General features: G+C 52.3%; 23 protein-coding genes. 21 read left to right on the forward strand and 2 right to left on the reverse strand.

Annotation, left to right across the window (positions count from 1 at the left end; genetic code table 11):
- The first annotated feature begins 6 nt into the window (after positions 1-6).
- The 4 genes from MPAL_RS10150 (at position 7) to MPAL_RS17615 (ending at position 4,446) form a co-directional block, all read left to right on the forward strand.
- Entirely contained in the window at positions 7-396 is a 390-nt protein-coding gene (locus MPAL_RS10150) for a hypothetical protein (RefSeq protein WP_012618650.1), read from the forward strand.
- Positions 380-3,481 carry a sigma-70 RNA polymerase sigma factor region 4 domain-containing protein gene (locus MPAL_RS10155; protein ID WP_012618651.1) on the forward strand — a complete coding sequence of 1,034 codons (3,102 nt, stop codon included), beginning with the start codon at positions 380-382 and terminating at the stop codon, positions 3,479-3,481. Before MPAL_RS10150 ends, MPAL_RS10155 begins: the two co-directional genes overlap by 17 nt.
- A gap of 139 nt (positions 3,482-3,620) precedes the next feature.
- The gene (locus MPAL_RS10160) at positions 3,621-3,968 is read left to right on the forward strand and encodes a hypothetical protein (protein ID WP_012618652.1); all 348 of its coding nucleotides are present in this window, start codon (positions 3,621-3,623) and stop codon (positions 3,966-3,968) included.
- Positions 3,952-4,446, forward strand: a complete 495-nt coding sequence (locus tag MPAL_RS17615; RefSeq protein WP_048145330.1) for a hypothetical protein — start codon at positions 3,952-3,954, stop codon at positions 4,444-4,446. The genes MPAL_RS10160 and MPAL_RS17615 overlap by 17 nt, the downstream gene beginning before the upstream one ends.
- Before the next feature lie 465 nt (positions 4,447-4,911).
- On the opposite strand, the gene MPAL_RS10170 is transcribed toward MPAL_RS17615, so the two are convergent.
- On the reverse strand, positions 4,912-5,151 hold the full coding sequence (locus tag MPAL_RS10170; protein ID WP_012618654.1) for a hypothetical protein: 240 nt from the start codon (positions 5,149-5,151) through the stop codon (positions 4,912-4,914).
- Between the two features lie 295 nt (positions 5,152-5,446).
- On the opposite strand from MPAL_RS10170, the gene MPAL_RS14665 reads away from it, so the two are divergent.
- From MPAL_RS14665 to MPAL_RS10210, 8 genes are all read left to right on the forward strand, one after another.
- On the forward strand, positions 5,447-6,022 hold the full coding sequence (locus MPAL_RS14665) for a PadR family transcriptional regulator (RefSeq protein ID WP_012618655.1): 576 nt from the start codon (positions 5,447-5,449) through the stop codon (positions 6,020-6,022).
- 133 nt (positions 6,023-6,155) lie between these two features.
- Positions 6,156-6,755, forward strand: coding sequence for a class I SAM-dependent methyltransferase (locus MPAL_RS10180; protein WP_201763843.1), 600 nt, complete (start codon positions 6,156-6,158; stop codon positions 6,753-6,755).
- Positions 6,756-7,166: 411 nt separating this feature from the next.
- Positions 7,167-7,385: a hypothetical protein gene (locus MPAL_RS10185; RefSeq protein ID WP_012618657.1), complete on the forward strand. Its 219-nt coding sequence runs from the start codon at positions 7,167-7,169 to the stop codon at positions 7,383-7,385.
- A 137-nt stretch (positions 7,386-7,522) separates the two neighbouring features.
- Positions 7,523-7,765: an EVE domain-containing protein gene (locus tag MPAL_RS16605; protein ID WP_012618658.1), complete on the forward strand. Its 243-nt coding sequence runs from the start codon at positions 7,523-7,525 to the stop codon at positions 7,763-7,765.
- A gap of 1 nt (position 7,766) precedes the next feature.
- Positions 7,767-8,831: a virulence RhuM family protein gene (locus MPAL_RS10195; RefSeq protein WP_201763844.1), complete on the forward strand. Its 1,065-nt coding sequence runs from the start codon at positions 7,767-7,769 to the stop codon at positions 8,829-8,831.
- Positions 8,821-9,048 carry a hypothetical protein gene (locus MPAL_RS10200; RefSeq protein ID WP_012618660.1) on the forward strand — a complete coding sequence of 76 codons (228 nt, stop codon included), beginning with the start codon at positions 8,821-8,823 and terminating at the stop codon, positions 9,046-9,048. The genes MPAL_RS10195 and MPAL_RS10200 overlap by 11 nt, the downstream gene beginning before the upstream one ends.
- 44 nt (positions 9,049-9,092) lie before the next feature.
- On the forward strand, positions 9,093-10,448 hold the full coding sequence (locus tag MPAL_RS10205) for a hypothetical protein (protein ID WP_012618661.1): 1,356 nt from the start codon (positions 9,093-9,095) through the stop codon (positions 10,446-10,448).
- The gene (locus tag MPAL_RS10210) at positions 10,449-10,964 is read left to right on the forward strand and encodes a DUF1016 N-terminal domain-containing protein (RefSeq protein WP_012618662.1); all 516 of its coding nucleotides are present in this window, start codon (positions 10,449-10,451) and stop codon (positions 10,962-10,964) included. It begins immediately after the preceding gene.
- Positions 10,965-11,023: 59 nt separating this feature from the next.
- On the opposite strand, the gene MPAL_RS16330 is transcribed toward MPAL_RS10210, so the two are convergent.
- Entirely contained in the window at positions 11,024-11,200 is a 177-nt protein-coding gene (locus MPAL_RS16330) for a hypothetical protein (RefSeq protein WP_012618663.1), read from the reverse strand.
- On the opposite strand from MPAL_RS16330, the gene MPAL_RS10215 reads away from it, so the two are divergent.
- The 9 genes from MPAL_RS10215 (at position 11,195) to MPAL_RS10255 (ending at position 16,638) form a co-directional block, all read left to right on the forward strand.
- Entirely contained in the window at positions 11,195-11,509 is a 315-nt protein-coding gene (locus MPAL_RS10215) for a hypothetical protein (RefSeq protein ID WP_148208218.1), read from the forward strand. The genes MPAL_RS16330 and MPAL_RS10215 overlap by 6 nt on opposite strands.
- Before the next feature lie 135 nt (positions 11,510-11,644).
- Complete coding sequence (locus MPAL_RS10220) at positions 11,645-11,971, forward strand: transcriptional regulator (RefSeq protein WP_012618665.1); 327 nt, start codon at positions 11,645-11,647, stop codon at positions 11,969-11,971.
- 2 nt (positions 11,972-11,973) lie between these two features.
- On the forward strand, positions 11,974-12,504 hold the full coding sequence (locus MPAL_RS10225) for a hypothetical protein (protein WP_012618666.1): 531 nt from the start codon (positions 11,974-11,976) through the stop codon (positions 12,502-12,504).
- Between the two features lie 3 nt (positions 12,505-12,507).
- Positions 12,508-12,834: a type II toxin-antitoxin system PemK/MazF family toxin gene (locus MPAL_RS10230; protein WP_012618667.1), complete on the forward strand. Its 327-nt coding sequence runs from the start codon at positions 12,508-12,510 to the stop codon at positions 12,832-12,834.
- 480 nt (positions 12,835-13,314) lie between these two features.
- A complete protein-coding gene (locus tag MPAL_RS10235; protein ID WP_012618668.1) occupies positions 13,315-13,758 on the forward strand; it encodes an EVE domain-containing protein in 444 nt (147 codons plus the stop codon).
- A gap of 136 nt (positions 13,759-13,894) precedes the next feature.
- Positions 13,895-14,632: a TIGR04255 family protein gene (locus MPAL_RS10240; RefSeq protein WP_048145332.1), complete on the forward strand. Its 738-nt coding sequence runs from the start codon at positions 13,895-13,897 to the stop codon at positions 14,630-14,632.
- 307 nt (positions 14,633-14,939) lie between these two features.
- Complete coding sequence (locus MPAL_RS15925) at positions 14,940-15,179, forward strand: hypothetical protein (protein WP_148208220.1); 240 nt, start codon at positions 14,940-14,942, stop codon at positions 15,177-15,179.
- Positions 15,179-15,565 (forward strand): hypothetical protein, encoded by a 387-nt coding sequence (locus tag MPAL_RS10250; RefSeq protein ID WP_012618671.1) that lies wholly within the window; start codon positions 15,179-15,181, stop codon positions 15,563-15,565. The genes MPAL_RS15925 and MPAL_RS10250 overlap by 1 nt, the downstream gene beginning before the upstream one ends.
- A gap of 146 nt (positions 15,566-15,711) precedes the next feature.
- Positions 15,712-16,638, forward strand: a complete 927-nt coding sequence (locus tag MPAL_RS10255; protein WP_012618672.1) for a DUF6414 family protein — start codon at positions 15,712-15,714, stop codon at positions 16,636-16,638.
- Positions 16,639-16,919: the final 281 nt, after the last annotated feature.

Consider the following 16,919-nt stretch of genomic DNA (forward strand, 5'->3'; position numbering starts at 1 on the left):
TACACCATGTCAACCGAACATGCGGAAGATACAGGAGCGGAGCCGATCTTTCCCTACCTCCGGCGGCACGCCATCGAATATGAAGCGGTGGCACGCCTCCGGGGCCTTGGATACGGGGTGATCCGGACCGACGGCCGCTACCCGGGCGTGAACCTGATCGCAATGAAAGGCGATCATTTCAGGTTCGTCTGTGTCAGGCGACGGAAGAAGCCGGCCGGCCCGGTCATCGAGGTTGCCGCGACATATGCCGAAGATCTGTATGAACTCCGGCGGTACATCTCGCCGATCGTCACCGCCGATCTCTGGATCTGGTCCACGGCGGACCGGTGGCGGTACTTCGCGGTCTACCCCGGTGGAATTCAGGAGACAGGGGAGGACGATGGACGCCGGCTCTGAGATCCGGCGGGGTCTTGAGATCCTGCTCGCCCCCGGCCAGGTCTTCGAGGTCCGTTCTTGGACCGGCGACCGGATATCCTCCGGCTACTTCGACGACCTGACCGCCGCCGAAAAGGCGATCGAGGCACTGGACGCCGCCGGCCCTGATGGGATCTACCTGACCCCGAATCCGGTCCTGCCCGACCTGCTGAGCAGGCGAGCGAATCGGATTAAGGGGCCGCTCGCAAAGAAGGACAGCAGCACCAGCGACGCCGACATCATCGGCCGGCGCTGGCTGCTCATCGACATCGACCCGGCCCGGCCATCTGGGGTCTCTTCATCCGAGGAAGAGCACGCCGCCGCCCTGACACGAGCCGCAGACATCGCCGCAGCCCTGGGTGAACGGGGATGGCCGGCCCCGGTGGCGGGCGACTCCGGCAATGGTGCTCACCTCCTCTATCGGCTGGACCTCCCGAACGACGATCAGGTAACAGCACTGGTTAAGGCCGCCCTGGTGGCCCTCGATGCGCTCTTCTCCGACCCGTTCGCCTCAGTGGACACGGCCGTCTTCAATGCCTCCCGTATCTGGAAGGTATACGGGACCGTGGCCCGAAAGGGTGACAATACCACGAGCAGACCGCATCGACGGAGCCGGCTGATCTCGGTGCCGAAGACGATCGAGATCGTGACCCGCGAGCAACTCGCCGCCCTGGCGATCACCGACCCCGGAGGGGACACCGTGGCGCCGGCTCCTTCAACGAAGGGCACCGGCCGCAAGGCTGGCGAGAAGATCGACCTGGCCGGCTGGCTCCGGGACCACGGCCTCGGCTTCTCCGATCGCCGGCCCTACCAGGGCGGGGACCTGTACCGGCTCGACACCTGTCCGTTCTCTTCGGCTCACACCGATGGTGCGTTCGCGATCCAGTTCGCGAGCGGGGCCGTCTATGCCGGCTGCCATCATGCCTCCTGTGGCGGCGGGTCGCAGCGGTGGCCTGAACTGCGGGAGATGTTCGAGGGACCTAAGCGGATCCCGGCCGGCCTGGCGAACCATGACGAGAAGGAAGTGGAGTGGCGGAAGAAGAAAGCCGAAGCAAGGGAAGCGGCGGCCGGCCGGGATGACTCCGAACCGGTTGAAGCCGACGCAGCTGATGAAGTGATCCTGGCAGAGGCCCGGCAGATCCTTGAGCACGGCGACCCGCTCGCCTACATGGTCGACGCGTTCAACCTGGAGCACGTCGGCGACAGGGATTTAGCGAAATGTCTGGTATTGTCTCTCGCATCCAGGTTAATCGCAAACTCAAAGGGTCTGCATGTGATGACATCAGGGGACAGTGGAAAGGGGAAGAGCTGCGGATACCAAACAATGTTGGAACAAGTGCCGGCCGCGTTCAAGCTCGAAGGATCGTTTTCTGATAAATCTCTCTACTACAGCAACGATCTCCGCCCACGGACCGTGTTTTTCATCGACGACAAAGATCTTTCAGAATCCATGCAAGAGGTATTGAAGGAATCGACTTCCTCGTTTCAAAAACCGATCACTCACCGCACGCTCTCCATCGATCGAAAACTCCAGGTTTGCACAATCCCACAGAATTGTGTCTGGTGGATCGCGAAGGTGGAAGGGACAGGAGACGACCAGGTTCTCAACCGGGTATTGATGGTCCACGTCAACAACTCAGCCGAACAGGACCAGGCCGTACAGCAGGCCGCCATAGAACGAGAATCACGGGACGACCCACCAGGCGAACCACACCAGGTCAAGGCATGCCGGGCCATGTGGATCCACCTGGACGCCGCTGCTCAAAACCCAGTGGTCGTATCTCTCTCCAGGTTCGCCAGACGGATTGTCTTTTCATCTGCCCGGGATCGGCGGAATACCGAAATTTTCTTCGATCTGATCCGGTCCGTAACCCTGATCCGATTCTTTCAACGGGATCGGGAAGAACTGCCAGACGGAACGATCAGAGTATACGCCACCCCGGACGACTTCAGAACCGCGAACGACGTTTTCAACGCAATTCAAAAAGACTCAGGATCGCAGGGTGCGAAACTCAACCCACGCGAGGCGGGATTGTTAGACGTGATCGACCGGACCGGTCGAGATGAATTTACCGTACAGGAACTCGCAAGACTCACAAACCTTCCAGACTACACAATCAGGCGAGCGTTTACAGGAATCCCTGGAAGGACAAGCGCGGGATTGTTGGAAAAATGCCCGGCCTGCGGGATCCTCGATCGTTCTGTCAGCTCGCCGGACGACACACAGGGATCAGCCCGACGCAATCAAACCGTGTTCACGTTCGACCGTGGGATCTATGCCATATGGGATCGTGGGTGTCGTGTTCACTTGAAACCGGCCGATGGGGAAGATGACGTTACACCGTTACACAGACATTACACAAACGTTACACAACCCTGTGTAAAGGTAACGCCGGCACCAGAGGCGGCGGATACACAAAACAACTCTCTCCTCTCTAGTGTACATAAGAAAGAAGAGAACGTTACACAAAAACAGGAGAGTACCCACCCCAGTAACAATAATCGAGAGATCACACCTGGAGGTGTATGTGCTCCACCAGAATGTGTAAAGGTGTCAGGTCAAAATGTTGAAAGCACACCTGTACCCCCAAATAACAAAACGAGTGACGGAAACGCCGAATCAAACCGTACACAAACAGGTGTACGGTTTGTGTCAAGCAGTGTAAATGTGCAAAACGCCCCACCCGCCCTTGATCTCGCCCAGGTCCGCGCCGGCGATTACTCCCCGATCGCCGATGGTGCGATCGCCGAGACCTGCCCGATCTGCTCCGGCCGGCTGGTGCACTATCAGGAAAAATTCACGGCGATGAAGAGCCGGGGCGGGGACCACCCGCGGCGGCTCTGCCGGTCCTGTTACACCCAGGCGAAGGAGCGAGAGCAGACCGCGGTCCAGGCCCTCCCCGGCGCCATCCCGATCGACGAGGTGAAGCCGATCGCCTCCGGCCTGCTCGGTCGGTGCACGGTCTGCGGGCTGCAGGTCGCGACCTACTCCCATGTCGACAGCGGGACCGCGCTCTGCTCGGTCTGTTATGAGAAACTGGTGAGGGAGCAGGTGGAGATCCGGTAGGGCCGGCTGTGGGTGAGGTGGAGGCGATCGCCTGGTCGGGATGTGCCGATGAGCAGGTATCAGCCGGCCCCGCGGTTCACTGTTCCGCAGGCAGGCATATCCTGATTCCCATTCGGGAGCCGGGAGAGGAGGTAAGAACATGGATTCAACAAAAACCAGCAAGTATGAGATCAGAGCCATGGAAGCAGAGCAGAGATTCACGACCGCCGCCACCGATGAGCAGGGAAAACATCTCTTCTGGCTCGGGTACTGGTCTGCACAGAAAAGTTTTGAGGCCGGAACGGGATTCACCTTGGAGGAATGCGAAACCATGCTTTTTGATCTCGGCACCATCCCTTATGAAACGCCACGGGGATGGCCGTCCACAGAGTTCTGGTTGGGGTATATCGAGGCCATTTTTGAGGATCGACGAGATGAGGAGGGGACCGGGACCTCGACCGGTATCACAGTCGAGTATGACCTGGGGGAGGATGAAGAGGCGGACTAAAATTCCCATTCCCCAGGGCGGTTCTACCCTTCCCAGGAAGATCCAACAAAGGTACGACACGTATATGAAAGCGGGTACCGGTTCAACCGACAACCCTATTTTTGTATGCGGGCTATCTGATCGATGCCAGCCTCTTCGGGCGGTGCTCGGTCTGCAGGCTCCAGGGGTCGACACACCCACCAGAGATGGAGGGTCGACGGGTGGCCGTGCTGGATTCGACTTCTCACGCATCGAAGCTTTGTTGATGTCGTCGAGCGGTAATGCAACCTCAATGAACTTCTTTGAAGCCTTGATCTCTGTCATGGTATTGTCTGTCGTTCCCTGCCTGCCGGTGGATGGAGGTCGACAGATGTGCTGGTCGAACCGGGGGGATAACGGCCGGTTTAGTGCCTGTAATGATGATGAGGTGTTGAACAAAGGAAAAGTGATCGAAGTGTTCGTGGAGAGACAGAGAATGCAGGGAGATACGATAAAATAGGAAGATACAATCGTATCTGATATTCAATTTCAGTACCTGGGCCGATAGTTGGGGAGGTTCACCTGGGATCTGATGGTAAAACCAGAATTAGTCCTAATTAGTACCTAATTAGTAACAATTAGTTACAAGCGCAAGATGGGGAAAAGTCACGAATCGCAGGCAGACTGAGAATTAAACAGAAATTTTCCATTTTCACCCCTACGACAATTGTTCAACATTTGTAGTACATACAAATTGATATTCAGGCCCTCCAAGGTATCATCGAAGCCACTTGAGTACATGTTGGTGGGCAATCCCTGCCGGCAGCGGGACGGCGATCTGCTCGGTCCGTTATGAGAAGTTGATGAGGGAACAGGTGGAGATTAGGTAGGGCCGACTGTGGTTGAATCTCCGCTGGGATACCGGTCCCGACTGGTTGTTGTACACGAACAGTCCTTCATCGAATCCAAACCACGATGAGGATTATTATCTGAGTTGAAACTCCTCCTTCATCTCCCGAATCTGCGCCGCCAGGGGGGGATAATCCCCCTTCCTCGCAAGGGAAAGCGCATCGTCGATCACGCGGGACGCCTCCATGCGCCGGCCCTGTTGCGCGAAGATGATCACCTGATTCGCGAGCGAGGGCGCCAATCCTTCGATGTTCCCGAGTTCTCGGCAGATCCAAATATTTGTTGAATCAGTCAGAGCTGCATCACGAGAAGGCATGTTCCGCGAAGTACAGATGAAATTCAGGGGATCCAATATCCTTCTGGCAATGGCTCAGTGAACGAGCAAGACAGGAGATCGGAGTGAATGGATCTCATGACGGGATTATGCAACAGAGCACCATTTTAAAAAAACTATAAATACTGTTAACCGTAAATATCAACAAGTCGATATCGATTAAACGATATCTACCACTTGATATGATTTGGACATATACAGAAGTAAAATTCGTTACAGATTCGTATCAAATCGTCGATATGATATCGATTTGACGATAAATTAAGGAGTTTGAAAAATGAACGGCAAATGGCCTCACCATGATGAGAGAATCCATGAGATGATCTGGGGATTCCGTGACAGAATGATGATGATGGAAAACTTCGGCGGCCTGAGAAGCTGGATCCTCTTTGCACTCAAGGATGGGCCAAAAAATGGAGTGGAGATCATGAACTCAATTCAGGATATACGGCGGATTCCCCACGCATTCCATGACCACCAGCCGGGATCCCCTTTTCCAGGTCGGCCCACTAATGAGGGTGAAGAATCCGGTATGTGGCGCCCGTCACCCGGTTCGATCTACCCCATGCTGAACAAAATGACCAACAAGAATCTTATCTTAAAAATGGAGGACAAACGATACGAAATGACACAGACCGGTCAAGAGACATTTTCCCGGATATTTGGATCCGTATCACCTGGTGCAAATCCGGAGAGCAGGAGATATGACGTTGACAATGTACTCACAGAGATGAACGGTTCTGCATCGTATTTAGGGGATATTGCAAAAGAGAAACTGATCCCTCAGGAAGCAATAATCGATGAAATCATCCAGAAACTGACACAAGTTAAAGAATCGCTCCACCAGCAATAAAATTCAGACGACAGGATTCTGGTGCGTTGTCGGGATGTTTACATAATGAACATTGATGATTCACGACGATATCATGTTCTTTAAGTCCCGTTAATGCACCAGCACCGAAAATCATAATTTTTATAGTGAGGATATGAAGATGTTAAACAAAAAACTAATGCCACCTTCAACAAAAAGAGATTTTGACAAAGCGTACAATTCATTCTCCCACTGGATGTGGTCGGATGTGCGCATTCCAAAAGAACTGAAAGAGCTCGCGAAAGCAACCAATTCTAAGACCTCTCTCGAATTGGGTTGTGGGCTCGGCGTATTTTCGACCTACATGGCAGAACAAGGGATAAAGGCAACCGGGGTTGATTTTTCTTCCGTTGCGATCGAAAAGGCGAAGCAACGAGCGGCTGAAAAAAAGAATAAGCCGACATTCCTGGTCGGAGATGTAACTGACTTAAAAATCATCACTGAACCGTTTGATGTTACCTTTGATGTTGGCTGCTTCCATTGTTTAAACGAGGAAGACGAGAAAAAATATGCTTCAGAAATGCACAGGCTTTTGAAGCCCGGGGGTACGCTCCTCATTTGGGCTTTGCGAAATTCACCGAGTGGCATCAAACTGAATGCTGAACATATTTCCAGGGTATTTAGCGAGGGATTTCAACTGGTTGATTCTAGGTTTAGCGGCCGGAAAATAATTATTGTTGCCTCAGATTGGTATTGGCTCACCCGTTCAAAATAAAACATTAGCTCTACTGAGTCTGCTGTATAACCACTATGCATTGACTCCCCCTTCTCCTCTAACGCGGTCAAATATAGCCGTCCGCATCCCGCCTGGCGCCGGAGCAGCGCGACAAGTCAGGGGCGTCATCCTATCACAATAGGGCAACCTCAAAAAACAGCAAGGTGATGTGAAGCGAGCCGGAATGCAGTGAGCGCAAGCGGACGGAATGAGAACGAGTGAACATGACCGAGCGTCTTTATACCAACCGGACACGATGGCTCCCACCCTCGGTATGGTGGGTGGGACTCCAGAGGGGCGGTCCGGAGGATAATTTCCCGCAGATCGCCGGCTCTTCCATCCCTCTCCCGACGGTACTTCCTCACGGTCCATGCATCCGTTGTCTCACCAATCGTCAGCCACTGGAAGGGGTTGGCGGACGGAACGGCCCGGGTCCGTGAGCAGGCCGCCGTCCAGGTCCTGCCCGGTGCGATCCCGATCGACGAGGTGAAGCCGATCGCCTCCGGCCTGCTCGGCCGGTGCTCGGTCTGCGGGCTGCAGGTCGCGACCTACTCCCATGCCGACAGCGGGACGGCGATCTGCTCCAGGTGTTATGAGAAACTGGTGCGGGAGCAGGTGGAGATCCGGTAGGGCCGGCTGTGGGTGAGGATGGGTTCACCGTGAATCCATCCATGACACAGGGCACCTCCCTGATCGAGTTCACCTGAAAGGATCCGCCCTGCATCATCTGATCGGGGTTTATATCCCGGCAGGAGATAGTCTTCATCATGACACGCTGGCTCTGCAGGGCTGATCGCACGAACGCCGCGATCGTCAAGGAACGCCTCGTCCGGGGCGTGCCGGCCCTCTCATTCATCAAGAGCATGGTCATGTGGTCGGGTTCCATCCTCTCAACGACCGGTCCGAGCGCCGTGGAACTCACCGGACCATCAGTCCGGCTTGAGAAGTCGCTTCAGACCTGCTGGGAGCAGAACCAGGGGTATCTGAAGGCGCTCGGGGACGGGGTGTGACGTGAGCGAGGAGATGAGGGAGCCGGCCGGAGGTTTGTCCGAGTTTCTTCTCTACCAGACCGAAGGGGGCGAGACCCGTGTCCAGGTCAGCCTGTTCGAGGGGACGGTCTGGCTGACGCAGCGGTTGATCGCCGAGTTGTATCAGAAATCGATCAAGACAATCAACGAGCATATCAAAAACATCTACGAGGAGCGGGAACTCGACCCCCAAGCAACTATCCGGAAATTCCGGATAGTTCAACTGGAGGGTGACCGCCAGGTCGAGCGTCTGGTGGACTTCTACAACCTCGATATGATCCTTGCCGTGGGCTACCGGGTGCGGTCGCACAGGGGGACCCAATTTCGACAGTGGGCGACGAAGCAACTGCGGGAATATGTGGTGAAGGGTTTTGTCCTGGACGATGAGCGCCTGAAGGAGGCCGGCGGGATCGGGAGGGACTACTTCGACGAACTTCTGGAGCGGATCCGTGACATCAGGGCGTCGGAGAGGCGGTTCTACCAGAAGATTACTGATATCTATGCGACGAGCGTCGACTATGATCCGAAAGACCCGATGACACTTGAGTTCTTCAAGACGGTACAGAACAAGATGCACTGGGCGATCCACGGGCATACGGCGGCTGAGACGATATTCCTCCGGGCTGATGCGAGGAAGCCGCACATGGGGCTGACGACCTGGAAACAGGGGCCGAAAGGGCGGATCCACAAGACCGATGTGGGGGTTGCGAAGAACTACCTGACCAGGGAAGAGATCTCAAACCTGAACCTGATCGTGAACCAGTATCTCGACTTCGCTGAGTTTCAGGCCCGCCAGCGCCGGGAGATGAGGATGGAGGACTGGATCAGGAAACTGGATGGTTTTATTCAGTTGAATGACCGGAACGTTCTCAAAAACGCCGGGAGTATTTCGGCAGAAAGGGCGAAGCAGAAGGCGCAGAAGGAGTTTGAGGGGTCTGAAGCGCAGCGCCGTATCAAGGAGGCGAGCGAGCCGACAAGCGACTTCGACCTGATGGTCGACGAGGTTACGTATCTCTCCAAGAAGCAGGAGGACGAAGATGAAGTCTGATGCAGGTGTTTCGGTTGCGTATGCGATGCATACCTTTCCAGAGCGGTTCATCCTGTTTCTCGGAGTCGGAGTATCGGTCGCTGCCGGCCTTCCGACGGCACGCGATACCGCCGGGTATTGGATCCCTGCCATTGCTGAGGCCTGGCCCGAGTCGTCAAGAGTGCAACAGTCTGTTGCACAAATTCCCGATGGACCCGGACGTCCGGAGTATCTGTGACATAGGACGGGGTTCGGGCGACGGTTGGTTATGGGGTGTGAGTGATGAGTTCGGTTGAGAACATACGGCGTATTGAAGAGATCCGGAAAACCAAGACAGAAAGGGATACAATCATTCAAAATGCCCTGGCATGCCGGACATTGCAAGATGGAAAAATCGTCGTGAAAGGAGAATCCAATCTGCAGCAGAAGGTGCTTAACGATGCCATCCTGTCTTTTGAGGTGATGGTGGCAGAAGGATACGAGCAACGGCTTGACAAAATTTGCTACTCGTATCCTCCATCCGGTTCCTCCCCAATAACTGATTTCTCCCTCATTGAAGTCATGAAAAATCTGAAAGGGAGGAGGGCTTCGACATTTGCGGAATGTATGGAGGAGGTGGAGATAGAATATCGCAGGCTCGAGGAGTTACCACTCATCCGGTACGACGTGTATATGGTTCTCAATGTTGTTCCGTTTGAAGACTTCCCAGCCTTGACCCTATCAATGGGGGATGCAACAGTTCAGATCAGGAGTACACAAGAACTTCGCACCGTTCTCTCCAACGAGGACGTTCTCGCGGAAAAACGGAAAATTGAACAAAAAGTTGGATTCCGCTACTCCCTTGATAATCGAATCTTCTTAACGGTGTCTCTACAGGCTAGAAACGCGTACTACGCAGGAAAAATTGCCATGGACCTCCGGGACTTCGTCCTCGCGCTTATCGATTTATCCAAGCACGAGCGCTCCATGCCGCTTCTGAGTAGCGGACCCATCGGTGCTATCGACAGCCTTAATTCGACGATTGGGTTCATCCTCGATGAGAATAATACCTACCACGATTTCTTTTATCAGTCGGAGAACCTCGATGATGTGACCATCTCAATAGATCGAGACGCCGTCATTGAGGCAACTGACAAATATTCACGTGCATCCACTGACGCCCAGCAAATTATCCAAAGAGCATTTTCGGCGTATCACCGAGGGATAACTGAGAAGAACCCATCTTTCGCGTTCATGTACTTCTGGTCAAGTCTCGAGCAGATCCTCTTGAAAGATGAAAATCTACGTCATCCAGACATGTTGAACCGGTTGTATCGTGTAGCTATAAATCCAAACTTACTTCATAAATTTGAGATTGGTCAGCTCCTCAAACTTCGAAATGCCCTCATCCATGACGCAGCATATCATAGGGTAGGACCCTATCACCGTAGCCTACTCAAACTTTTCACTGAACCAATACTTTGGTTCTTTCTGTATGACATCTCTGACTTCAATAAGGGACAACTTGATTTACTCTATAACAAATTCGGCTGCCACAAGAACGAATTCAAACGTCCGCGTGCGTCAGATGAAGAGGCAGCAGTGTATGCTCGAATAAAAAAGATCCGGGAATCTGCACCTCTGAAGGTTAGCAACTGAATGGAAAAAACCGCACTCCCATCTTCTACTGCCGAGAGTCACGATTATCAAAGCCTCCTCGCCGATCTCAAAACCCGGGTCCGCTCAGCCCAGGTCAAGGCCGCACTCTCGGTCAACCACGAACTGATCCAGCTCTACTGGGAGATCGGCCGATCGATCCTCGCCGCCCAGGACCGGGAAGGGTGGGGGACGAAGGTGATCGACCGGCTGGCCGGCGATCTCCGCCATGAGTTCCCGGAGATGAAGGGGTTCTCGCCCCGGAATCTGAAATATATGCGCCGGCTCGCCGAGGCCTGGCCCGACCCCTCAATTGTGCCACAGCCAGTGGCACAAATTCCGTGGGGCCACAACTGCATCCTGCTCGATAAGATTGGCGAGCCGGCACTGCGTGAATACTATAGTCGAAAACCTGATAATAATCAGGTTTTCTCGAAATCCGGTTCTCCCGTAAGGGAGAAACGGATCGCTGAGAGAAGGGAACTCGTAGTAAAACAAAAAGAAAAGACGGGGTTCTGAGCCGGCCACCCTATTTTTGAACTGTCAAGCATCCCTTGACAGTTCGCCGGCTCACCAGGTCAGATCCACCGGAGATGATCGATCGTGACCAGGGCGGCCAGGACGATCGCTGAGAGGATGACCACCTCGAGAGGGACGATCGGGGCCAGCCAGTCCCGCTCAAGTTCCCAGACCGCAGGACCAAGCATGACAATGTTGACCAGAACGACGATACGGATGAGGGAAACGTCTTGCATGTCGAAATGATCGCCGCCCTGAAGATGAGTATTTCGATACGATTCCGCCGGACGGCAACCTGTACGCCATCAGAGACACCCCAGCCGGCACCCCTGACTCTCCATCCCGGCCAGTTCAGCCAAGACCGACACACTCCCAATCCCGTCGTCGACCTCAAACCAGGGGGGATCACCTCGCTCGACGCAGCCGTCGCGAACCACGTCCACGTCGACCATATCGGTGGCTCCCTGGTGGTCCTCTCGAGGAACTTCAATGCAGTGAAACTCCATCCAGCGTGTCCACTCCGATGGAGCGGCGAATCCTCATGATAGATCGGGTCAGGTATCATTCCAGATCCCACACCTTCTGCCAGAACCCCCGGTTTCATTTACTTCAAACTTTAAGTAAATAAAAAAGTAAATATGTCGGGCTGCCAATCATGATGAAAAGGAGGGAACCAGAAGATGCAGGATGATATCCTCTCCATCTTAAATGAATCCGAAGCGCTCAATGCGAAAGTCTTCTCGCTCGTCCGGCTGAAACTGCTCGCGAGCCTTGCAGCCCTCGGACGCGACGGGGCGACCTACCGTGAACTCAAGGCGGCGCTCACAATTAATGACGGTGTTCTGTTTGCGAACCTCAATGTCCTCAAAGACATGGGGTATCTCACGTCAGAGAAGATCACCTCGGATGGGAAAGAACTCGAACTCTATACCATCACGCCCAACGGACAGGACGAATGGAAGCGAGTGAAAACCTGGCTGTGCAGGTTCCTCGGCTGTGGAGCATGACGATGGAAAGACGGAAAAAAGTAATTGCCTTCTTCAGGGAACTGGGCTTTGCGATCGATATCTCACAGTTCGATGACCGGCTCATCGCCCAGAAACTCGTATGCCTGCTTGAACTCAGGGGTATCGATCTCGGATATCCCTGTAACATTCACGTGCGGGGACCGTATTCCCCGCCCCTGGCGGACGATCTGTTCGACTTCACGAACGAGTTCAGGAATCTGGAAACCGATCTTCAGCTCAAGCCAGCAGAGAAAGAGGCAGCACGCGACCTCGGCAGGATCTTCGGTCTCAAGCCGGTGCCTCTCGAAATCGGGGCAACGTATGGGTATTATACCAGGTGGCAGAAGAACGATCCGCTCGAAGCCCTCCGGCGGCTCAAACGACTCAAGCCGTTCTATTCAGAGACCCAGATTGCCCTCGGCATCTCCAAAGCAAATGAGTTTCTCTTCAGGCCCACTCCCGGCGACCTGGAAGAACTGAGCGAGGAGACCGGCATCTGGCAGCGGGCTTCATTAAAAACATGGGAGTCCTGATCGATGACGAGGGGCGATATCTGGCTTGTCGATCTCACCGACGCAAAAGGGCATGAGCAGCGAGGAACCCGTCCTGCAATTGTTGTGGGAGGTGCCAATGGCCTCACCCTCGTCGTCCCGCTGACCAGCACGATGAGCAGTGCCAGGTTCTCGCATACCTGTATCATCTCCCCGACCCGGCACAACGGCCTCGATGTCGATAGTGTCGCTCTCGTATTTCAGATCGTTGCTCTGGACAGGGCCCGATTCAGGCACCGAATCGGAGCCGTCGGTGAACCGCATCGGCTGGCAATCGTGGCCCTTATCCGCGACCTTCTGGGACTGGATTAATATTTTCTGACCCAATTGGCCGCTTCCATAGCAACGACATCCACCCTCACAACACAGTCGACAAACACCGACACCTCGGCCCCGGTCTCTGTCTTCTCCACGCCAGCGTTGACGTACCATTGGAGGCATGGCAACGGCCGGTACCATCCGATCTCTGTGCTTAACGTGAGCCAGAGAGGATCCCGCTCGACGAGGTCATACCGATCGATACCGGCCTCTTCGGGCGGTGCTCGGTCTGCGGGCTTCAGGTTGCGGGGTATCTGCTTGCCGGCAGCGGGACGGCGATCTGCTCGGTCTGTTATGAGAAACTAGTGAGGGAGCAGGTGGATATTCGGTAGGGCCGGCTGTGGTTGAGGTGGAGGATTAGTTTACCGATAAGTAGTCCTGTGACATGAAGCACTTCCAAGATCGAGTTCAACGGAGGAGATTATCGGAATTATCTGATAGGGTTTGATATTCTTGCAGGAGAGAATGTTCTTCATGACACGCTGGCTCTGCATGGCCGATCGCACGAACGCCGCTATCGTAAAAGAGCGCCTCGTCTGGGGTGTGCCGGCTCGGTACCGGAATACAATCGGCAGGGTACATCCCGGCGACACGCTCCTGATCTATGCCCGGCAGGAGCACGCCGCCGGCGAGACCCTCCCCTCCATCGTCATGGCCGCCTATGATGTCGTCTCCCCGGTCTTCGAGGACACAGAGCCCATCTTCACGGCGCCGGCCTTTCTCCCTGGCGAGGTCTTCCCAATGCGAGTGAAGGTAAAACCCCTGCCGGATATCAGCGAGCCGGTCCCGTTCAAACCACTCGTGCCGGCCCTCTCATTCATCAAGAACAAGGTCATGTGGTCGGGATCCATCCGAGCCATGCGGACGATCCCGGAAGAGGATTATCAGCGGATCGTCGCCGGGGGCAAAGGAAACTGATGTGCACACGGAACCGGGAGAATGGAGTAAAGAGCCGTATCACATCGAGATCGGTGTATCCATATACTATGAATACTCATATCCGAGTGCGAGTCTTAAGAACCAAATACATCCAATAATATATGAACTTGTGATCATGACCCAGTACAGTTCTCCACCAGTCGTTGAGGTGGTCTGTGAATTTCGTTTCTCTTCGAAGACAGAGTGGAACGACACCCTCGCAGATCGTTTTCACAAGGCTGTTCAAGAGACCTTTCCCGAGCGTGACCGGATTGTAGAGCACCAATTCGAATTCGAGGTCACTCCGGATAAATCCCAATCGAAGAACGGCAAGAGGGAACGACCGGTCTTTCTGACCCAAAACCGGCGAATGTTCATACAATTCGGAGAGCGGATCGTCTCAATCCATTGTTTGAAACCGTATCCGTCCTGGGAAAAGTTCCGGCCGATCATTGAACAGGTCTACGGAGCACTTTCTAAGGTGACCGAGATCAAAGGGGTCGACCGGATCGGCTTACTCTATGTCGACAAGATCGAGATCCCGGGAACCGAGATCGATCTCACAGAATACTTTGGGTTCAGACCGGTCATTAAGGGATATAAACCAGAATCATTTGTGAACTTCCTGGTGGGTGTCGATCTTCCGTTTTCCGGGCAACGAGATCTCTGCCGACTTCAGTTGATGCGGGCTGTAGCAGAAAGAGAGGGCTATAGTGCCTTTTTGCTGACCACTGATTACTTCCTCCGAAATCAGGAGGGAATCCTTCCCGATGAGGTTCTGACCTGGCTTGAAGAGGCCCACGCCACGATAAGAAATATCTTCCTCAATTGTATCACCGGTAAACTCGAGAAGATCTTCAACGGAGAAGTCTGATATGTTAAATTCATCTATGACGCCGTTTTCGACAGTTATCCCATGCTCGCACCCGGCAAGATCTGGCTGGAATGATTCCCCTGCTTCCTTAATAGATAGGGCTATTAATTGGCTCTTTGGTGGTACTTCGATTGATAAGCATTCCATTGTCTCAGAACAATCCTATGATATACGTAACGCAACTGCAAGTGATAATTCATTAATCGAGCCCTTACTCTTCGCGCTTTTCGAGAACCAGAAGTTCAATCTGATACAGTCTGGAGATGTAGTGGGGTATTTGCAACGATATCTGGGGATGTATTGGCCCTTGATAGTAGCGTGCCATCTGATCTCCAAGGAGTTTCAGAACGAAGGAACCTTCTCACTGGAGGTCTACCACGACCCCGAGGGGCATGATGAATACCTCATGCTGACGGTGCGGCAGTACCACTACACGGACGACCTGCTTGGTCGTATCGAGAGGGTGAGCGATCTGGTTCGGCCATTTCTACAAGGAGAGTCCGGCTGGCTCCTGATTACTACCGATTTTCAATCCGTCGGGATATAATGCAGAAAATCTTCTCCTGGGAACAGTTTATTGATATCGCCCAATTCCTTGTGCAGGAAACCAAAAAACTGGACAGTGCCATTCCAGATGAGGCCGCGTACAGATGCGCCATCAGCCGGTCCTATTATGCCGCCTTCTGTTGTGCTCTTGAATTTGCAGAGGATGAGCTCGGTTACAATTCAGAAAGAGCAGGAACAGACCATACCAAATTGCGGAATTTTATGAAAGTACAAAAAGATGATACCATGGTAAAGATTGCAGGAAAACTCGATCAGTTACGAGGCTGGAGAAATACAAGCGATTACAATGCGCTGAAAAATATCCCATTAATAATGGCTGAAAATGCCATTCTTCAAGCACAAGAGATTGTAAAACTCACACGATGATCTTTTTTAGGCTTTGCTGAAACCTTCAAACACACATATATACATTCTCTCCATCAATATGAGTCGCAGAGTCGTGAATTTTGAAGGGTTTCAATAAAGACGAAACAATAATAAAGTTGAAATTCCCGAACGACATTGGTTGATTTATGCCTCCAAAAGTGCTTCGAGATTTTATCTATCTTGATGTTGAGAGATTAAAATCGATAATTGCCCAAATCGAGGGAGGTGTGATAAATACTCAGCAAGACTCTCGGCAGGAGAGTGATGAGCTCACAGCAAGTGTTGAAGGGGGGATATTGGGCTTTCTTCGAGGAGTGGTTGGAGGTAAGTATCTTCTGGAGAATCAGGAGACATCTACCAAGACATTGCATGATGATATTTTCAATAAAGTTGAGCAATTTTTAATTAATACTGAATATCTAGTAAGGATTCCCGATGATTATGATATCAAAAGTGACAATGTTAATTTGAGAGAAGACCTAACCGACAATTGGTTTGTTCTGATTAATGGAAGGGTTAATATTAATGATTATAATCGGATGAGAGATTCATTAAGTAATTATAATAATCTTGCAACTCTTATCTCGCAATTTTCAATTGACGCACAAAAACCAGCACTGACAAAAAAAGATAAAGTTAAAAAAATGGGGGAGATAAAAAGAGAACTAGCTCAAAACGAAGAATCTATTAAGGGGCTGACACTGTTTTTTGATATTTTTTATAAGAATAGAATCGTCATAAAAATATTTCCGTATGAAGGAAATAGTAAAATTAGATTTTCAGGAAATATTAATCCCGTTTATCTGAGAGAAGATATCGCGAGTATTATCTACAAGTATGGGACAGCTCCAACCTCAAATTGGCAAATATTTGCCCAAATCGCTTCAATCCCTCCTGCTGATCGCTCGAATCTATCCCCTGAAATTGATGAGGATACACTTGAGGCAAAATTACATTCAATATTCAACGTGTTTCGAGGTATCGAAGTGCTTACAGAATCTGTAGTCTACCCAGAAATTGCTATCACACCCATCGCAATCTACAGAGAAGTATCCATTAGGACAAAAAAATAATAATAATTTTCGATAATTAATGAAGTCGTTGATATCGATATTTGAATAATTGGCTCTGTTGAAACCCCTTAAATAATACACCCTGTACCCTCTTCTATATCAATACAGTCAGCAGATTTTTGTATTTTGAAGGATTTTTACAAAGCCCCATTCAACTCATTCACAACGATAAATCTCCTTTTCCTCTAATTTAGGGTATCGTTCTTGGCATATCTGTACATCCCTGATTTTTTCACCATCACAAACAAAAAGAAGCCTTGAAATCATCCTGCGAAAGAACA

This window comes from Methanosphaerula palustris E1-9c (assembly GCF_000021965.1).
In the GTDB taxonomy this organism is placed as follows: Archaea; Halobacteriota; Methanomicrobia; order Methanomicrobiales; family Methanospirillaceae; genus Methanosphaerula; species Methanosphaerula palustris.

Coding starts and splice junctions, on each gene's coding strand:
- MPAL_RS10150 (WP_012618650.1), top strand. CDS start 7: ATGTCAACCGAACATGCGGAAGATACAGGAGCGGAGCCGATCTTTCCC.
- MPAL_RS10155 (WP_012618651.1), top strand. CDS start 380: ATGGACGCCGGCTCTGAGATCCGGCGGGGTCTTGAGATCCTGCTCGCC.
- MPAL_RS10160 (WP_012618652.1), top strand. CDS start 3,621: ATGGATTCAACAAAAACCAGCAAGTATGAGATCAGAGCCATGGAAGCA.
- MPAL_RS17615 (WP_048145330.1), top strand. CDS start 3,952: ATGAAGAGGCGGACTAAAATTCCCATTCCCCAGGGCGGTTCTACCCTT.
- MPAL_RS10170 (WP_012618654.1), bottom strand. CDS start 5,151: ATGCCTTCTCGTGATGCAGCTCTGACTGATTCAACAAATATTTGGATC.
- MPAL_RS14665 (WP_012618655.1), top strand. CDS start 5,447: ATGAACGGCAAATGGCCTCACCATGATGAGAGAATCCATGAGATGATC.
- MPAL_RS10180 (WP_201763843.1), top strand. CDS start 6,156: ATGAAGATGTTAAACAAAAAACTAATGCCACCTTCAACAAAAAGAGAT.
- MPAL_RS16605 (WP_012618658.1), top strand. CDS start 7,523: ATGACACGCTGGCTCTGCAGGGCTGATCGCACGAACGCCGCGATCGTC.
- MPAL_RS10200 (WP_012618660.1), top strand. CDS start 8,821: ATGAAGTCTGATGCAGGTGTTTCGGTTGCGTATGCGATGCATACCTTT.
- MPAL_RS10205 (WP_012618661.1), top strand. CDS start 9,093: ATGAGTTCGGTTGAGAACATACGGCGTATTGAAGAGATCCGGAAAACC.
- MPAL_RS10210 (WP_012618662.1), top strand. CDS start 10,449: ATGGAAAAAACCGCACTCCCATCTTCTACTGCCGAGAGTCACGATTAT.
- MPAL_RS16330 (WP_012618663.1), bottom strand. CDS start 11,200: ATGCAAGACGTTTCCCTCATCCGTATCGTCGTTCTGGTCAACATTGTC.
- MPAL_RS10220 (WP_012618665.1), top strand. CDS start 11,645: ATGCAGGATGATATCCTCTCCATCTTAAATGAATCCGAAGCGCTCAAT.
- MPAL_RS10225 (WP_012618666.1), top strand. CDS start 11,974: ATGGAAAGACGGAAAAAAGTAATTGCCTTCTTCAGGGAACTGGGCTTT.
- MPAL_RS10230 (WP_012618667.1), top strand. CDS start 12,508: ATGACGAGGGGCGATATCTGGCTTGTCGATCTCACCGACGCAAAAGGG.
- MPAL_RS10235 (WP_012618668.1), top strand. CDS start 13,315: ATGACACGCTGGCTCTGCATGGCCGATCGCACGAACGCCGCTATCGTA.
- MPAL_RS10240 (WP_048145332.1), top strand. CDS start 13,895: ATGACCCAGTACAGTTCTCCACCAGTCGTTGAGGTGGTCTGTGAATTT.
- MPAL_RS10250 (WP_012618671.1), top strand. CDS start 15,179: ATGCAGAAAATCTTCTCCTGGGAACAGTTTATTGATATCGCCCAATTC.
- MPAL_RS10255 (WP_012618672.1), top strand. CDS start 15,712: ATGCCTCCAAAAGTGCTTCGAGATTTTATCTATCTTGATGTTGAGAGA.